We start from the raw sequence: 15,692 nt of genomic DNA on the forward strand, positions 1-15,692 counted from the left end.
CATCATGCGCATCGACGTCATCACCATCTTCCCGGAGTACCTCGCGCCGCTCGAGCTGTCCCTGATCGGCAGGGCCCGCCGTGACGGGCTCGTGGACGTGCAGGTGCACGACCTGCGCGACTGGACCCACGACCGTCACCGGACCGTCGACGACAGTCCACTCGGGGGAGGCGCCGGGATGGTCATGAAGCCCGAGCCGTGGGCGGAGGCCTTCGCGGCCGTCCGCGCCGACGGGCAGCGCGCCCTCGGCGAGGACGTCGAGCCGCTGGTGGTGTTCCCGAACCCCGCGGGGGTCCCCTTCGCCCAGGCCACCGCCCAGGAATGGTCGCAGTGCGAGTGGCTGGTCTTCGCCTGCGGACGCTACGAGGGGATCGACGAGCGGGTCTACGAGCACCTCGCGGACCTCGGCTACGAGATCGCCCTCGCGTCGCTGGGCGACTACGTCCTCAACGGCGGCGAGGTCGCCGTGCTGGCGATCACCGAGGCGGTGGTGCGCCTGGTGCCGGGCGTGGTCGGCAACGCCGAGAGCCTGCTGGAGGAGTCCCACTCCGAGGGGATGCTGGAGTACCCGCTCTACACCCGCCCCGCCACCTGGGACGACCCCGCCGGGGTGTCCCGCGAGGTGCCGCCGATCCTGCTGTCCGGTGACCACGGGAAGATCGCGGCCTGGCGCCACCAGCAGGCCCTCGAGCGCACCCGGCAGCGCCGGCCCGACCTGCTCGGACCGGTCGATGCACCCGGCGCGGAGACCTGAACCCTCACCGCTGGGTGACCGATCCGACATCCCCGGCGGCGCCTGACCTGCGCCGTCGGCCCCCGTAGGGCTTGCCGCTGCCATGGAGCGCTGGCACAATGGACCCTTGTGCGCACCGCGCGCCCCTCTGCCTCAGGGGAGGGCGCATCCAGCGGTCGGGCAGGTCCGTGGCGATGGGAATCGCCGCCAGAGGCCCAGCACACCGGCACGAGGGGCCCGCTCCTCGCCGGATCGACGGTTCCTGACGGACGCCCCGCCCCGGGGAGTCCCACGAACGACGCCGTCCGACCTGAGGCGGAGGGCAGGAGAGACACCATGCAGAAGCTCGACCAGCTCGACCAGGCGTCGATGCGCGACGACGTCCCCGACTTCCGCGCCGGCGACAACATCAAGGTCCACGTGAAGGTCATCGAGGGCAACCGCTCCCGTATCCAGGTCTTCCAGGGCTACGTCATCGGCCGCCAGGGCCACGGCGTCGGCGAGACCTTCCGGGTCCGCAAGATCTCCTTCGGCGTCGGCGTGGAGCGCGTCTTCCCCGTGCACGCCCCGACCGTCGACAAGATCGAGGTCGTCACCCGCGGCGATGTGCGCCGCGCCAAGCTCTACTACCTGCGCAACCTCACGGGCAAGAAGGCCCGCATCAAGGAGAAGCGCGACTTCTGATCGGGCATGACCCGAGACGGCGTGAACGGACGGCGGCGGCCCCACCTGGTGGTGGCCGCCGCCGTCTGCGTCGTGGCGCTGCTGGTGACGGCCGGGCTGGTGCGGCACTTCGTGGCCCAGCCCTTCCGAGTGCCGTCGGCGTCGATGACCCCGACCCTGCAGGTCGGCGACGTGCTGCTGGCCGATCGTCGTGAGCGCGGCACCGCCGAGCGCGGGGACATCGTCGTCTTCGACGGCTCCGGGTACTTCGCGCCGTCCACGGCCGACGGGGGCCGGTTCTGGGTCAAGCGGGTGATCGCCGTCGGCGGGGACCGGGTGGAGTGCTGCGACGACGCGGGCTCGCTGCTGCTGGACGGCGTCCCGCTGGTGGAGCCCTACCTCGCCCCGGGCACGGCCCCGAGCGAGACCCGCTTCGACCTGCTCGTGCCCGAGGGACGCATGTTCGTGCTCGGCGACAACCGGGCGGACTCCACCGACTCGCGGCACCTGCTCGGCGCGCCCGGCGGCGGGATGATCCCGGTGCAGCGGGTGGTGGGGGAGGCCGACCAGCTGGTGTGGCCACCGACTCGTCGTGGCAGCCTCTGATCCCAGGACCGGCCGGATAGGATCGCCGCGATGAACGAGACCGATGATCCCCGCCGTGCAGTGTCCCTCCCCGCGGACGCCGCCGTCGGCGAGGACCCGTCGGGCGGCGCCGCCGCGGAGGCCACCGCGCCGCGACCCCGCCGCGGCCAGCGCCTGCCGCTGTGGCTGGACACCCTGGTCACCATGGTGGTCGCGCTGGTCATCGCGGTGCTGGTCAAGACCTTCCTGATCCAGCCCTTCTACATCCCCTCCGCCTCGATGAACCCGACCCTGCTGCAGGACGACAAGATCCTCGTCTCCAAGCTCACCCCGGGCGTGTTCGACCTGCACCGCGGCGACGTGATCGTCTTCGAGGACCCCGACGACTGGATCCCGGGCGACGCCACCGAGAACCCCACCCCGCGGGTCCGGGTGATGATGGTGCTGAGCATGATCGGGCTCGCGCCCGACCCCTCCCAGGACCACCTCGTCAAGCGACTGGTCGGCGTCAGCGGCGATCACGTGGTCTGCGCCGAACAGGGGAGCCGGCTGGAGGTCAACGGCGTCGCGCTCGAGGAGCCGTACATCAACCCCGAGACCCCCGCCTGCAAGAACGCCTTCGACGTCACCGTCCCCGACGGCAAGGTCTGGGTGATGGGCGACAACCGCTACGCCTCGGCCGACTCTGCCTGGCACGAGACCCAGGGCGACGGCGGCTTCGTCGACGAGAGCGACATCACCGGCAAGGCCGAGGTGATCTTCTGGCCCGCGAGCCGCTGGACCGGCCTGGGCGAGGGCCGCGAGGCCTTCGCCGACGTGTCCGACCAACCGTGAGCCCGTCCGTCCCCACCCTCGACGCCGAGCTCGCCCTGGCCGCCCGGTGCGGACCGGAGCGACGCATCGTGGTCGGCATCGACGAGGTGGGCCGAGGAGCGCTGGCCGGCCCCGTCGCGATGGGCGCCTGCGCGATCGAGGTGACCGGCGGCCGCGCCGCGGCGCTGCCCGAGGGGGTGCGGGACTCCAAGCAGCTCACCGCCCGCCGCCGCGAGGCCCTGGTGGACCCGATCCTCGCAACCGTCCGCGCCGGCGCCGTCGGCTGGTCGAGCGCCGCGGAGATCGACGAGATCGGGATCGTCGGCGCCCTCACCCGCGCGGCCCTGCGCGCCCTCGACGCGCTCGACCTCGAGATCGACGCGATCCTGCTGGACGGCAACTGCGACCTGCTCTCGGCCGCACTGGCCGCCGCGGACCGGCCCGCGCCCCGCGTCGAGCTGCGGGTCGCGGCCGACCGCGACTGCGCGAGCGTGGCCGCCGCGAGCATCCTCGCGAAGGTCGCCCGCGACGCGCGGATGGTCGAGCTCGACGCCCTCGCCCCGGTCTACGGATGGGCCTCGAACAAGGGCTACGGCTCCGCCGCCCACCGGGACGCGATCGACCGCCACGGTCCCCATGAGCACCACCGCCGCAGCTGGCGGCTGGGCTCCGCGCCCGCACCGGTGCGCCCCCGGGCACCCGCGCCGCCCCGGTCCGGCGCGATGCTGCCGGCGCTGCTGGAGCCGGCGCCGGCATTCAGCAGCGCTGGCGTACTGTGGGGCGACCAATGGCCACGGCAGGAACAGGAGGAGCTTCGGTGAGCGCCCAGGATCTCGAGAACTACGAATCCGATCTCGAACTCCAGTTGTTCCGCGAGTACCGCGACGTGGTCAGCCTGTTCACCTACGTGGTCGAGACTGAGCGCCGCTTCTACCTCGCCAACCAGGTGGACCTGCAGGTCCGCTCAGGCGGCGGCGAGGTGTTCTACGAGCTGCGCCTGGCCGACGTGTGGGTCTGGGACATCTACCGCTCCAACCGCTTCGTGCGCTCCGTGCGGGTGGTGACGTTCAAGGACGTCAACATCGAGGAGCTCAACAAGCAGGACATCTCCCTGCCGTAGCCCCCTGCCGTAGCCCGTCGGGGAGGCCGCTGCTCGAACCGCCGGTCGCAGCGCCGCCGGAGCGCTCGCCGCCCGTGCGGCCCCCGCCCGTGCGGCCGCCGTCCACGGGGCTGCCGCCCACGGCGCTGCCGCCAACGGGGCCCCGGCACCGTTCCTCCCCACGCCCGCTCCGTCCCCAGACGCGGCGGCGCGGTTCCGCCCGCGCCGACGCCCGGCGACGCTGTCCGGTATGAACAGCCTCGCCGCCCCCGATCCCTCCCTCCCGCCGTCGTCACGCCGGGTGCGCGACATGTCGACCCTGGAGCTCGGCCGGGCGGGGGAGGACCTCGCCGCCGCTCACCTGAGGGCCCGCGGCTGGCAGGTGATCGAGCGCAACCTGCGCCTGCGCCACGGGGAGCTCGACATCGTCGCCCTGGACCGCACCACGCTGGTGTTCCTCGAGGTCAAGACCCGCCGCTCCTTCGTCACCGGCGTCCCCCAGGCGGCGGTCACCCCGACGAAGCTGAGGCGGCTGCGCCGGCTCGCCGGGGAGTACCTGATGGAGCGCTCCACCCCGCACCGCGACGTCCGGATCGACGTGGTGGCCGTCCATGCCCAGCTCGACGGGGCCTTCTGGCTCGAGCATCTCGAAGGGGTGTCCTGATGGGGCACGCGCGCACGCTGTCGATCAGCCTGGCCGGGCTGGAGGGGATGCTGGTCGAGGTGGAGGCCGACGTCTCCCCGGGCCTGCCGGCGTTCTCCCTGGTGGGCCTGCCCGACTCCTCGACGCTGCAGGCCCGCGAACGGGTGCGGGCCGCCGCCGCGCGCAGCGGCATCCGGCTGGCCGCGCGCCGGATCACCGTCAACATGACGCCCGCCTGGCGGCCCAAGCACGGCTCCGGCTTCGACCTCGCCATCGCGATGGCCGTGGTCGATGCCCAGGGAGACCTGCTGCTCCACGTGCCGGCCGACATCGTGCTGCTCGGGGAGCTCGGACTGGACGGGCGGGTGCGGCCGATCCCCGGGGTGCTCCCCGCCCTCCTGGCGGCCCGCGCCCACGGCGTCACCCGCGCGATCGTCCCCGAGGAGAACCTCCCCGAGGCCCGCCTGGTCGAGGGCCTCGAGATCGACGGCGCCGGCGACCTCACCGGCGTCCTGCACCGCTTCGGGGCCGACGTCCCGCCGTCCCCGGTGCGCCCGGCCGTGACCCTGCACCGTCAGGATGCCGGGGGCTCCGTCGGCTCCGGCCACCGCCCCGACTTCGCCGACGTGATGGGACAGGCCCAGGCCCGCCGCGCCGCCGAGGTTGCCGCCGCCGGCGCGCATCACCTGCTGCTGATGGGACCGCCCGGCGCTGGCAAGACGATGATCGCCTCCCGCCTGCCCGGCATCCTCCCGGACCTCGACCTCGACGACTCCCTGACCGTCTCCGCGATCCACTCCCTGTCCGGCCGGTTCGAGGCACGGGCGGGACTGCTGCGGACCCCGCCCTTCGAGAACCCACACCACACCGCCACCACCGCAGCCGTGGTCGGAGGCGGAGCGGGACTGGCGCTGCCCGGCGCCATCTCCCGCGCCCACGCCGGCGTCCTGTTCCTCGACGAGGCCCCCGAGTTCCCCAGCCGCGTCCTGGAGGCCCTGCGCGAACCGCTCGAGACCGGGGACATCACCCTGCACCGCACCCGCGGCGTGACGCGCTACCCGGCGCGGTTCCAGCTGGTCCTCGCCGCGAACCCGTGCCCTTGCGGACGCTCGTGGGGGAAGGGCGAGGACTGCAGCTGCTCCCCGCTGCAGCGCCGCCGCTACCTGGCCCGGCTCTCCGGACCGGTGCTGGACAGGGTGGACATGCGCGTCACCGTCGGACCCGTCGACATCCACCGCAGCTCCACCGGCGCCGCCGAATCCAGTGCGGCGATCGCCGCGCGGGTGCGCGCCGCACGGGAGCGCCAGCGCGAGCGCTTCGAGGGCCGCACCTGGAGCACCAACGCGCATCTGCCCGGCCCGCTGCTGCGGCGCGACTTCGCCCCCGCGCGCTCCGAGCGCCGCCTGCTCGACCATGCCGTCGCGCAGGGCCGGCTCACCCTGCGCGGCCACGACCGGGTGCTGCGCCTGGCCTGGACGCTCGCCGACCTCGACGCCGCCGACCGTCCCGCCGCCGAGCACATCGGTCTGGCCCTGACCCTGCGCGAAGGAGAACCCCGATGACCGCCTCCACCACCCCGCACGGGGCAGCACCCGGCCCCGCGGCTGCGCCCACCGCGAGCGACGACCGCCTCGCCCGCATCACCTGGTCCCTGATCGCGGAGCCCTCCGACTCCGTCGCCCTGCTGGCCCGCAGCGTCCTCGGCCCGCAGCAGGCCCTCGCCCTCGCCCGGGAGGGGAGCGAGGGCGACCTGCTGCGCGGCCTGGGCGGCGACCTGCCCAGCCAGGCCGCCGACCCCGCGCCCGGCACCCAGCAGGTCAGGGCCCGCCGGGCGCTGACCCGGTGGCGCGCACGTCTGTCCAGCGTCGACGTCGCAGCGGTGCTCGCGGAGGCGCACCGCCGCGGGATCCGCGTGATCACCCCGCAGGACGGGGAATGGCCCGCCGCTCTCGAGGACCTGCAGGAGACCGGCCCGCACTGCCTCTGGGTGCAGGGCCCGGGCCGGCTGGACGGCCTCGTCGGCGCCCGCAGCGCGGCCCTGGTGGGCTCCCGCGCCTCCACCCCCTACGGCGAGGACACCGCCGGCTCGCTCGCCGCGGCCTTCGCCGCGGGAGGCGGCACCGTCGTCTCCGGCGGCGCCTACGGCATCGATGCCGCGGCCCACCGCGGAGCGCTCGCGGCCGACGGGGGAGCGACCCTCGCGGTCCTCGCCGGCGGTCTCGACCGGCTCTATCCCCGCGGCAACACCGAGCTGCTCGAACGGATCAGGGACCGCCACCTTCTGGTCAGCGAGGCGCCCCCGGGCACCGCGCCGACCCGCTGGCGCTTCCTGGCCCGCAACCGCCTGATCGCCGCCCTCGCCCAGGCGGTCGTGGTGGTCGAGGCCTCCTGGCGCTCCGGCGCCCTGTCCACCGCCCGCCTGGCCGATCAGCTCTCCCGCCCGGTCGGTGCGGTGCCCGGCCCCATCACCTCCGCCGCGAGCGCCGGCTGCCACCGCCTGATCCGTGACCGCGGGGCCGTGCTGATCACCGAGCCCGGCGATCTGCTGGACCTGCTGCCCGGCGGTCCCGCCGCGGGGGAGGGGAGCTTCGCGGTCCAGGACGAGCTGGACCTGCTCAGCCCCGCCGACCGACGGGTGCTCGACGCCGTGCCGCCGCGCTCGAGCCTGGCCGCGCCGCGGATCGCGGACGAGATCGGCTTCACCGCCCTCGAGGTGGAGGGCGCCCTGGCCCGTCTGGAGCTGCTGGGCCTGGTCGAGAGGACGGGGGAGCGGTTCCGCCGCGCCCGCCCCTCCCGCTGAGCGCCGCCGCCGATCCGAGCATGCGCGACACTGGGAGACATGAGCACCGACCCGGATCGCACCGACGAGGCCCCGGCCCACGAGGACCTCGTCGCCGCCTTCGCCGCGCACCTGCGCCTGGAGCGGGGGCGCTCGGAGCACACAGTGCGCGCCTACCGACGGGAGGCGACCGATCTGCTGGAGCATCTGCGCGAGGTCGAGCGCATCGAGCTGCCCGAGCTCGATGTCGCCGCCCTGCGCTCCTGGCTCGCGGCCCGGGCCGAGACCGGCGCGAACCCGAGCACGCTGGCCCGCTCCGCCGCCGCCGCCCGCACCCTGACCACCTGGCTCGCCGCGACCGGACGGATCCCCCACGATGTCGGCGGCCGCCTCCGGGCGCCCCGCCGCGGCCGGCACCTGCCCACCGTGCTCTCCGGCGACCAGGCCGCCGGTCTGCTGGACGGGATCTTCCCCGCCGGTGACCCGGCGCGTACCCCCGGCGGTGACCGCAGCACCACCGAGGTGGCCCCCGCCACCGACGCCGGACCCGGCACCGAGGCCGGATCCGGCGAGGACGTCCCTGATGTCGCGAGTCCCCCCGACCCTCTGCAGCAGGCGGTGCTGCTGCGTGACGCCGCCGTGCTCGAGCTGCTCTACTCCAGCGGGCTGCGGGTCTCCGAGCTGGTGGCGCTGGACCGCTCCGGCATCGACCACGGTCACCGCACCGTCCGGGTGCGCGGCAAGGGGGACAAGGAGCGGATCGTGCCGGTCGGCGTGCCCGCCCTGGACGCGGTGGAGCGCTGGGAGCGTCAGGGGCGGCCGCTGCTGCTCGAGCAGGCCGGCGCCGCGGCCGGGAGGACCGGCGACGCCCTGTTCCTCGGGGTGCGCGGGGGCCGGCTGGGTGATCGGGCAGTGCGCACCCTGGTGGACCGTCACGCCGCCGCGGCCGGCATCTCCCGGCACATCTCCCCGCACACGCTGCGCCACAGCGCCGCCACCCATCTCGTCGAGGGCGGCGCGGACCTGCGCAGCGTGCAGGACTTCCTGGGCCACTCCTCGCTCGCCACCACGCAGATCTACACCCACGTCAGCGCCCAGCGCCTGCGCAGCACCGTCGACCAGGCCCACCCCCGCGCCTGAGCCCCGCCCCGCGGCTCACTGCGCGAGAACGGCCTGGCGCTCACCGCGCGCCGCCTCGGCGCCGGAGCCCGGCCTGCCCGCCGGGACGCCGGCCGCTCCCGGCGGGGACGAGGCGGCCATCGCCGGCCCTGCGCCGGCGCCCGCGCCACCCCACGGCAGCAGCACGCTCGGCCCCCGGGCGCCGAGCAGGAGCAGCGGATCCAGGTAGCGCTCACCCGCCCGCGCCCCCAGATGCAGGCACGCCGCCGCGCAGTGCGGCGCCGGCCCCGCCGCGGACACCGCCCCCAGCACCTCGCCGGCCGCCACCTGCTGACGGGCGCTCACGGACGCTGCCACCGGCTCATAGGTCGAGATCAGTGCGTCCGCATGCAGCACCGAGACCACGCCCCGCCCCGCCACCGACCCGGCGAACCGCACCGTGCCGGCCTCCACCGCCCGCACCGGCGCGCCCTGCCCGGCCACCGCGATGTCCAGGCCGCGGTGTCCGGGCGCGTACGCAAGCGCGGGGGCCTCGAACGGTCGGAGCACCGGGTGGGGCGACGGCGTCGGCCACTGCCACCGCCCACCCTCGGCGCGCGCGGTGCCCGGCGGCACGAGGGCGAGCGCCACGCACAGCAGGAGGAGCAGAAGGCGGCTGCGGCGCGCGGTGCAGCGCGCGGGCGGCAGCGGCCCCGGGACGCGGAGGGCAGCCATGCCGCGCATCCTGCCCGCTGCGCCGGGCGCGGTCAGGAGCCGGGCGGACCCGGTGGAGGACGGCGCCCTGGGGAGGAACCATCTCGGCGACTGCCGCCGGCGGAGCGGAGCGCGGCGGGCGCCAGCGGGAACCTGCTCTTCGCGCCGCCCGAGGTGATGCATGCCGCGCTCGTCGCGGCGGCGCCGTCGGCTAGACTTCCTCCAGCGTCCGGCTCGTCCGGATGACTTCGCGTGCCCACCAGGGCTCGCCGGCCATCGGTCCTCGGCCATCCCCGCGCGCAGGCACGGGGGAGCGTCGGGGCGGCCGGTTCCCGGGCACCAGGCCCCGCACCGTCCGGTACGGGGGAAACCGTGAAAGCAGGTCCTGCGCGATGACCGCGGACGCCTACGGGCGCGCCGTGCGAGCCCAGGCCTAGAACAGAGGACACCATCATGGCAGTCGTCACCATGCGCCAGCTCCTGGAGAGCGGCGTCCACTTCGGTCACCAGACCCGTCGCTGGAACCCGAAGGTCCGTCGCTTCATCTTCACCGAGCGCAACGGCATCTACATCGTCGACCTCATGCAGACCCTGTCGTACATCGACAAGGCCTACGAGTTCGTCAAGCAGACGGTCGCCCACGGCGGCACCATCCTGTTCGTCGGCACCAAGAAGCAGGCCCAGGAGTCCGTGCAGGAGCAGGCCACCCGCGTCGGCATGCCCTTCGTGAACCAGCGCTGGCTGGGCGGCATGCTCACCAACCTGCAGACCGTCTCCCAGCGCGTGAACCGGCTCAAGGAGCTCGAGCAGATCGACTTCGAGGACGTGGCCGCCTCCGGCCGCACCAAGAAGGAGCTGCTGATGATGCGCCGCGAGAAGGACAAGCTGGAGAAGACCCTGGGCGGCATCCGCGACATGGGCAAGGCGCCCTCCGCCGTGTGGGTCGTGGACACCAACAAGGAGCACCTGGCCGTCGACGAGGCGCAGAAGCTCGGCATCCCGGTCGTCGCGATCCTGGACACCAACTGCGATCCCGATCTGATCACCTACCCGATCCCGGGCAACGACGATGCGATCCGCTCCGTCACCCTGCTGACCCGCGTGATCGCCGATGCGGTGGCCGCCGGTCTCCAGCAGCGTCACGCCAAGACCACCGGTGGCGAGAAGAACGTCTCCGCCGTCGAGCCGCTGGCCGAGTGGGAGCAGGAGCTGCTCAAGCAGTCCGAGGTCCAGCAGCAGGACGCGCCCGCCGAGGAGTCCGTGGCCGCCGAGGCGCCCGCCGCCCCCGAGGCCTCGGCCGAGTCGGAGGCCCCGGCCGCCGACGCGCCGGCCAACGCGAACCCGGCCGCGAACGCCCCGGCCGCCGCCGCCGCGGACGCCGCGAGCTCGACCCCCGCCGAGTGATCGTCCGGGACCGGGGCGGCTGCGGCCGCCCCGGTCCCGTCGGCAGGCACGAATCGATCGACCCGACACTTCACGTCCCCGAGGGAGACATCTATGGCTAAGTACACGGCAGCAGACATCAAGGAGATCCGCGAGTCCACCGGCGCGGGGATGCTCGACGTCAAGAAGGCGCTCGACGAGGCCGACGGCGACAAGGCCAAGGCCGTCGAACTGATCCGCGTCAAGGGTCTCAAGGGCATCTCCAAGCGCGAGGGTCGCACCGCCTCCGAGGGCCTCATCGCCGTCGACGTGCGCGACACCGACGGCAGTCAGACCGGCACCCTGGTCGAGATCAACTCCGAGACCGACTTCGTGGCCAAGAACGACAAATTCGTCGCCCTGGGCGACGAGGCCGTGGCCGCGGCCGTCGAGTCCGGCGCCACCGAGCCGGCGCAGCTCGCCGACACCTCCTTCGGCGAGGCGCTGACCAACGCGGGCGCCACCATGGGCGAGAAGATCGAGGTGCGCCGCATCGGCCGGGTCTCCGGCGAGGTCGTCACCTCCTACATGCACCGCACCAACAAGGACCTGCCCCCGCAGGTCGGCGTGCTGGTCGCCTCCGACAAGGCCGGCGCCGAGGTCGCGCGCGACGTGGCGATGCACATCGCCGCCTTCTCCCCGACCTACCTCTCCCGCGAGGAGGTCCCGGAGCAGGTCGTCGCCGATGAGCGTCGCATCGCCGAGGAGACCGCGGTCAACGAGGGCAAGCCCGAGAAGGCGCTCCCGAAGATCGTCGAGGGCCGCCTGAACGGCTTCTTCAAGGAGAACGTCCTGCTCGACCAGGCGTTCGCCAAGGACACCAAGAAGTCCGTCGGCCAGGTCGTCCAGGAGGCCGGCGGCACCCTCACCGGTTTCGTCCGCTTCCGCGTCGGCAGCTGATCCCCCGGGGGCGGGGCCACGGCCCCGCCCCCTCGGCCGCGCGTGAGCGCGGCCACCGACCCGCGGCCCCGCACCCTCGGTGCGGGGCCGCGCCGGAACCATCGCCGAGGACCCAGCGTGGAAGGACCCCCATGACCCAGACGTTCACGTCACCCATACCCGTGCTCCCCAAGAGGCAGGACGGCCGTCGCGTGCTGCTGAAGCTCTCGGGCGAGGCCTTCGGAGGAGGCGCCGTCGGCGTCGACCCGGATGTCGTCTCCCGCATCGCGGGCGAGATCGCCGAAGGGGTGGCCCAGGGCGTCGAATGCGCCATCGTCGTCGGCGGCGGGAACTTCTTCCGCGGCGCCGAGCTCTCCCAGCGCGGTATGGACCGCCGCCGCGCCGACTACATGGGCATGCTGGGCACGGTCATGAACTGCCTGGCCCTGCAGGACTTCCTCGAGCAGCGCGGCGTCACCACCCGCGTGCAGACCGCCATCGAGATGGGCCAGGTCGCCGAGCCGTACATCCCGCTGCGGGCGGTGCGCCACCTCGAGAAGGGCCGGGTGGTGATCTTCGGCGCGGGCGCCGGGATGCCCTACTTCTCCACCGACACCGTCGCCGTGCAGCGCGCGCTGGAGATCGGCTGCGAGGAGGTGCTGATGGCCAAGAACGGTGTGGACGGCGTGTACGACTCCGACCCCCGCCACAACCCCGACGCGATCAAGCTCGACCACGTCACCTACGGCGACGCCCTGCAGCAGGGCCTCAAGGTCGTCGACTCCACCGCCTTCAGCCTGTGCATGGACAACGCCCAGCAGATGATGGTCTTCGGCCTCGATGCCCCCGGCAACATCACCCGCGCCATGCGCGGGGACCGCATCGGCACGGTCGTCACCGAGTAGTCCGCCCGGCCGGGCGCCCCCTCCCCGCCGACCTCCGGCAGCCGCCGATGTCCTCCCCTCCACCGCGGTGGTGCGGGACAATGGACGACGAACACCCACCCCGACCGAGGAGCACCCCGTGAGCGACGACACCGCGAGCATCCTGAAGGATGCCGAGGCCAAGATGAAGAAGTCCCTGGACGTGACCAAGGACGATTTCACCGCGATCCGCACCGGACGCGCCAATGCGGCGATGTTCGAGGGCATCACCGTCGAGTACTACGGCACCCCCACCCCGCTGAACCAGCTCGCCTCCCTGCAGTTCCCCGAGGCCCGCACCGTCATCGTCACCCCGTACGACAAGTCCTCCACCACCGGGGTCGAGACGGCGCTGCGCGAGTCGGACCTCGGCGTGAACCCCACCAACAACGGCGACAACCTGCGCGTGGTGCTGCCGGCCCTCACCGAGGAGCGGCGCAAGGACTACGTCAAGCTCGCCCGCACCAAGGCCGAGGACGGCCGGGTCTCGGTGCGCGCCTCCCGCGGCAACGCGAAGAAGGCCATCGAGAAGCTGGTCAAGGACAAGGAGATCGGCGAGGACGACGGCAGCCGCGCCGAGAAGGAGCTCGAGGCCCTCACCAAGCGGTACATCGAGCAGATCGACGAGGCGCTCGGCCTCAAGGAGACCGAGCTCGAGACCATCTGAGCCCCGGCCTCCCGCCGCTGCCGACCCGTGAGCATCGATCCCCCCGCCTCGACCGCCTCGACCACCGTCGAGGCGGTCGGTGCCGTGGCCGCGCCGGAGCCGGGGCACGGCAAGCGGCGCGGACCGGGCCGGAACCTCCCCGCCGCCATCGGGGTGGGGCTCGGCCTCGGCGCGATCATGCTGGTCGCCGTGTTCGTGCTGGCGCAGACCTTCCCGGTGGTCGCCGCGGCGGCGATGGTGCTGGCGGTGCTGGAGCTGATCCGGGCGCTCGGGGAGGGCGGGCTGCGGGTGCCGGCGATGCCGCTGCTGGTCGGGGTGATCGGCATGGTCGTCTCCACCGCCGTGTTCGGCGCGGAGGGCCTGCTGATCGCCATGGCGGTCTCGATCTGCGTGCTGATCCTGTGGCGCGTCTCGGAGTCGATGGGGCTGACCGCGCTGCGGGACGTCGCCGGGGGCGTCTTCGCCCTGGCCTGGGTGCCGTTCCTGGGCTGCTTCCTGCTGCTGCTGTTCGAGCGCGAGCAGGGCCCGCTGCTGGTGCTGATCGCGATCCTGGGCCCGGTGGGCAACGACATCGGCGGCTACATCTCCGGTGTGCTGTTCGGCAAGCACCCGATGGCGCCGAGCATCAGCCCCAAGAAGAGCTGGGAGGGCTTCGGCGGCTCCCTGCTGCTGGGCACCGCCGCGGTGACCGCGGTCGGCACCCTCGCCCTGGACCTGCCCTGGTGGGCCGGGGTGCTGATCGGCGTGGTGCTGGTGATCGTCTCCACCTGCGGCGACCTCGCCGAATCGCTGCTCAAGCGCGATCTCGGCCTGAAGGACATGGGCACCCTGCTCCCCGGGCACGGCGGAGTGCTGGATCGCATCGACTCGATCCTGCTCGCCGCCCCCACCACCTACATCATGCTGGAGGTCCTGCTGCCATGAACAGCCCCACTGATCCCGACGCCCGCGCCGGCGCGCCGACGCCCGTCGCCCTGTCCCGCAAGCCAGACCTCTCCCGCGAGGCGATCCCCGGCCAGAAGGTCGCGCTCGCCCCCGGCGAGCTGCAGCTGCGGCCCGCCCGCCGCGGCAAGCCGCCGACGCACCTGGCGGACCTCAGCCTCGCCGAGCGGATCGCCGCCGTCGAGGAGATGGGACTGCCCGGCTTCCGCGCCAAGCAGCTGTCGGTGCACTACTTCGAGCACTTCACCACCGACCCGGACGACCTCACCGACCTGCCCAAGGACCGCCGCGACGAGCTCGTCGACCGGTTCTTCCCGCAGCTGCTGACCGTGGTCTCGCGCCAGTCCGCCGACCACGGCGCCACCCAGAAGTTCCTGTGGAAGCTGTTCGACGGGGCGATGGTCGAGTCGGTCCTGATGCGCTACAGCGACCGCGTCACCCTGTGCATCTCCTCCGAGGCCGGATGCGGGATGAACTGCCCCTTCTGCGCCACCGGGCAGATGGGCCTGACCCGCAACCTCTCCGCGGCCGAGATCCTCGAGCAGGTGCGCATCGCCAATCAGATGCTCGCCGCCGGGGAGCTGCCCGGCGGCACCGGCCGGGTCTCCAACATCGTGTTCATGGGCATGGGGGAGCCGCTGGCGAACTATCGCCCGGTGGCGACGGTCTGCCGGCGCCTGAACGCCCCCGCCCCCGAGGGCTTCGGGATGGGCGCCCGCCACATCACCGTCTCCACGGTGGGCCTGGCCCCGGCGGTGCGCAAGCTGACCAGGGAGAAGATCCCGGTCACCCTCGCGGTGTCGCTGCACGCGCCCGACGACGAGCTGCGCGACGAGCTGGTCCCGATCAACACCCGCTTCGACATCGACGAGATCCTCGACGCCGCGTACGAGTACTTCGAGACCACCGGGCGCCGGGTCAGCATCGAGTACGCGCTGATCCGCGACATCAACGACCAGCAGCACCGCGCGCAGCTGCTCGCGGACCGGCTGATCGCCAAGGGCGGGGCGCACTGGATCCACGTCAACCCGATCCCGCTGAACCCGGTCAAGGGCTCGAAGTGGACCGCCTCGGACCCCTTCGTCGAGAAGCGCTTCGTGGAGACCCTGCGGGCCAACGGGATCTCCGCGACCATCCGCGACACCCGCGGCTCCGACATCGACGGCGCCTGCGGCCAGCTCGCCGCCGAGGTCATCGAGACCGACGTCCATCGCGCCGACCGGGAGGCGCGGATCGCCCGCGTCGAGGCGGTCGCGGCGGCCCTCGACTGAGCCGGGACAGCCATGCTGAACATCCGCTTCTCCACCACCCGCTTCGGCGAGGGCTACGTCATGGACGAGGTCGACGCCTTCCTCGACCGCTGCGAGCAGGCGCTGCTGCACCGCGACGGCTCGCTGACGGCCCAGGAGGCGCTGGGCCAGCGCTTCACGGTGACGAGGTTCCAGGAGGGCTACTCGATGCAGGAGGTCGACGACTTCCTCGACGCGGTGCTGGTCCCGATGCTCGAGGACCCGGCGGCCCACCCCTACGACCCGCAGCGCGACCTCTCCGCCGGCGCTGGGGGCGCCGCCGCGGCGCCCTCCGACCCAGCGGGGCCGCGGCATCCGGCCGAGCCCCGCCCCGGGTTCCTGGCCCGACTGCTGGGCGGAGGACGCTGAGCGCTCCGGGACGCGCCCCGCGCGCCGTCCACCTCCCCGTCCCGCCCGCCCACGCCGCTACAGTGGGACACCGA

18 protein-coding genes are annotated in these 15,692 nt (G+C 73.5%); 17 read left to right on the plus strand and 1 reads right to left on the minus strand.

Annotation, left to right across the window (positions count from 1 at the left end; translation table 11 throughout):
- Positions 1 to 4 precede the first annotated feature (4 nt).
- The 10 genes from trmD (at position 5) to ACOJUI_RS04830 (ending at position 8,455) form a co-directional block, all read left to right on the plus strand.
- Positions 5 to 754, plus strand: coding sequence for a tRNA (guanosine(37)-N1)-methyltransferase TrmD (gene trmD / locus ACOJUI_RS04785; RefSeq protein ID WP_422116950.1), 750 nt, complete (start codon positions 5 to 7; stop codon positions 752 to 754).
- A 315-nt stretch (positions 755 to 1,069) separates the two neighbouring features.
- Positions 1,070 to 1,417: a 50S ribosomal protein L19 gene (gene rplS, locus ACOJUI_RS04790; RefSeq protein ID WP_422116951.1), complete on the plus strand. Its 348-nt coding sequence runs from the start codon at positions 1,070 to 1,072 to the stop codon at positions 1,415 to 1,417.
- Positions 1,418 to 1,423: 6 nt separating this feature from the next.
- On the plus strand, positions 1,424 to 2,002 hold the full coding sequence (lepB, locus tag ACOJUI_RS04795; RefSeq protein ID WP_422116952.1) for a signal peptidase I: 579 nt from the start codon (positions 1,424 to 1,426) through the stop codon (positions 2,000 to 2,002).
- Positions 2,003 to 2,032: 30 nt separating this feature from the next.
- Entirely contained in the window at positions 2,033 to 2,815 is a 783-nt protein-coding gene (gene lepB / locus ACOJUI_RS04800; protein WP_422116953.1) for a signal peptidase I, read from the plus strand.
- Entirely contained in the window at positions 2,812 to 3,615 is an 804-nt protein-coding gene (locus ACOJUI_RS04805; RefSeq protein ID WP_422116954.1) for a ribonuclease HII, read from the plus strand. Before lepB (ACOJUI_RS04800) ends, ACOJUI_RS04805 begins: the two co-directional genes overlap by 4 nt.
- Positions 3,612 to 3,914, plus strand: coding sequence for a DUF2469 domain-containing protein (locus ACOJUI_RS04810; RefSeq protein ID WP_087484437.1), 303 nt, complete (start codon positions 3,612 to 3,614; stop codon positions 3,912 to 3,914). Before ACOJUI_RS04805 ends, ACOJUI_RS04810 begins: the two co-directional genes overlap by 4 nt.
- 229 nt (positions 3,915 to 4,143) lie before the next feature.
- Positions 4,144 to 4,557, plus strand: a complete 414-nt coding sequence (locus tag ACOJUI_RS04815) for a YraN family protein (RefSeq protein WP_422116955.1) — start codon at positions 4,144 to 4,146, stop codon at positions 4,555 to 4,557.
- A complete protein-coding gene (locus tag ACOJUI_RS04820; protein WP_422116956.1) occupies positions 4,557 to 6,098 on the plus strand; it encodes a YifB family Mg chelatase-like AAA ATPase in 1,542 nt (513 codons plus the stop codon). The genes ACOJUI_RS04815 and ACOJUI_RS04820 overlap by 1 nt, the downstream gene beginning before the upstream one ends.
- On the plus strand, positions 6,095 to 7,336 hold the full coding sequence (gene dprA, locus ACOJUI_RS04825) for a DNA-processing protein DprA (RefSeq protein WP_422116957.1): 1,242 nt from the start codon (positions 6,095 to 6,097) through the stop codon (positions 7,334 to 7,336). Before ACOJUI_RS04820 ends, dprA begins: the two co-directional genes overlap by 4 nt.
- A 39-nt stretch (positions 7,337 to 7,375) precedes the next feature.
- A complete protein-coding gene (locus ACOJUI_RS04830; RefSeq protein WP_422116958.1) occupies positions 7,376 to 8,455 on the plus strand; it encodes a tyrosine recombinase XerC in 1,080 nt (359 codons plus the stop codon).
- A 15-nt stretch (positions 8,456 to 8,470) separates the two neighbouring features.
- On the opposite strand, the gene ACOJUI_RS04835 is transcribed toward ACOJUI_RS04830, so the two are convergent.
- Positions 8,471 to 9,148 (minus strand): murein hydrolase activator EnvC family protein, encoded by a 678-nt coding sequence (locus ACOJUI_RS04835; protein ID WP_422116959.1) that lies wholly within the window; start codon positions 9,146 to 9,148, stop codon positions 8,471 to 8,473.
- Between the two features lie 432 nt (positions 9,149 to 9,580).
- On the opposite strand from ACOJUI_RS04835, the gene rpsB reads away from it, so the two are divergent.
- The 7 genes from rpsB (at position 9,581) to ACOJUI_RS04870 (ending at position 15,618) form a co-directional block, all read left to right on the plus strand.
- A complete protein-coding gene (rpsB, locus tag ACOJUI_RS04840) occupies positions 9,581 to 10,531 on the plus strand; it encodes a 30S ribosomal protein S2 (protein WP_422116960.1) in 951 nt (316 codons plus the stop codon).
- Positions 10,532 to 10,624: 93 nt separating this feature from the next.
- Complete coding sequence (gene tsf, locus ACOJUI_RS04845; RefSeq protein WP_422116961.1) at positions 10,625 to 11,449, plus strand: translation elongation factor Ts; 825 nt, start codon at positions 10,625 to 10,627, stop codon at positions 11,447 to 11,449.
- 131 nt (positions 11,450 to 11,580) lie between these two features.
- Entirely contained in the window at positions 11,581 to 12,333 is a 753-nt protein-coding gene (gene pyrH, locus ACOJUI_RS04850) for a UMP kinase (RefSeq protein ID WP_422116962.1), read from the plus strand.
- Positions 12,334 to 12,451: 118 nt separating this feature from the next.
- Positions 12,452 to 13,018 (plus strand): ribosome recycling factor, encoded by a 567-nt coding sequence (gene frr, locus ACOJUI_RS04855; RefSeq protein ID WP_422116963.1) that lies wholly within the window; start codon positions 12,452 to 12,454, stop codon positions 13,016 to 13,018.
- Positions 13,019 to 13,045: 27 nt separating this feature from the next.
- Positions 13,046 to 13,942: a phosphatidate cytidylyltransferase gene (locus ACOJUI_RS04860; protein ID WP_422116964.1), complete on the plus strand. Its 897-nt coding sequence runs from the start codon at positions 13,046 to 13,048 to the stop codon at positions 13,940 to 13,942.
- Entirely contained in the window at positions 13,939 to 15,231 is a 1,293-nt protein-coding gene (gene rlmN / locus ACOJUI_RS04865; RefSeq protein ID WP_422116965.1) for a 23S rRNA (adenine(2503)-C(2))-methyltransferase RlmN, read from the plus strand. Before ACOJUI_RS04860 ends, rlmN begins: the two co-directional genes overlap by 4 nt.
- A 12-nt stretch (positions 15,232 to 15,243) precedes the next feature.
- Positions 15,244 to 15,618 (plus strand): DivIVA domain-containing protein, encoded by a 375-nt coding sequence (locus ACOJUI_RS04870; RefSeq protein ID WP_422116966.1) that lies wholly within the window; start codon positions 15,244 to 15,246, stop codon positions 15,616 to 15,618.
- Positions 15,619 to 15,692 lie beyond the last annotated feature (74 nt).

Origin of the sequence: Brachybacterium sp. UNK5269 (assembly GCF_049266655.1) — a bacterium.
Classification (GTDB): Bacteria; Actinomycetota; Actinomycetes; order Actinomycetales; family Dermabacteraceae; genus Brachybacterium.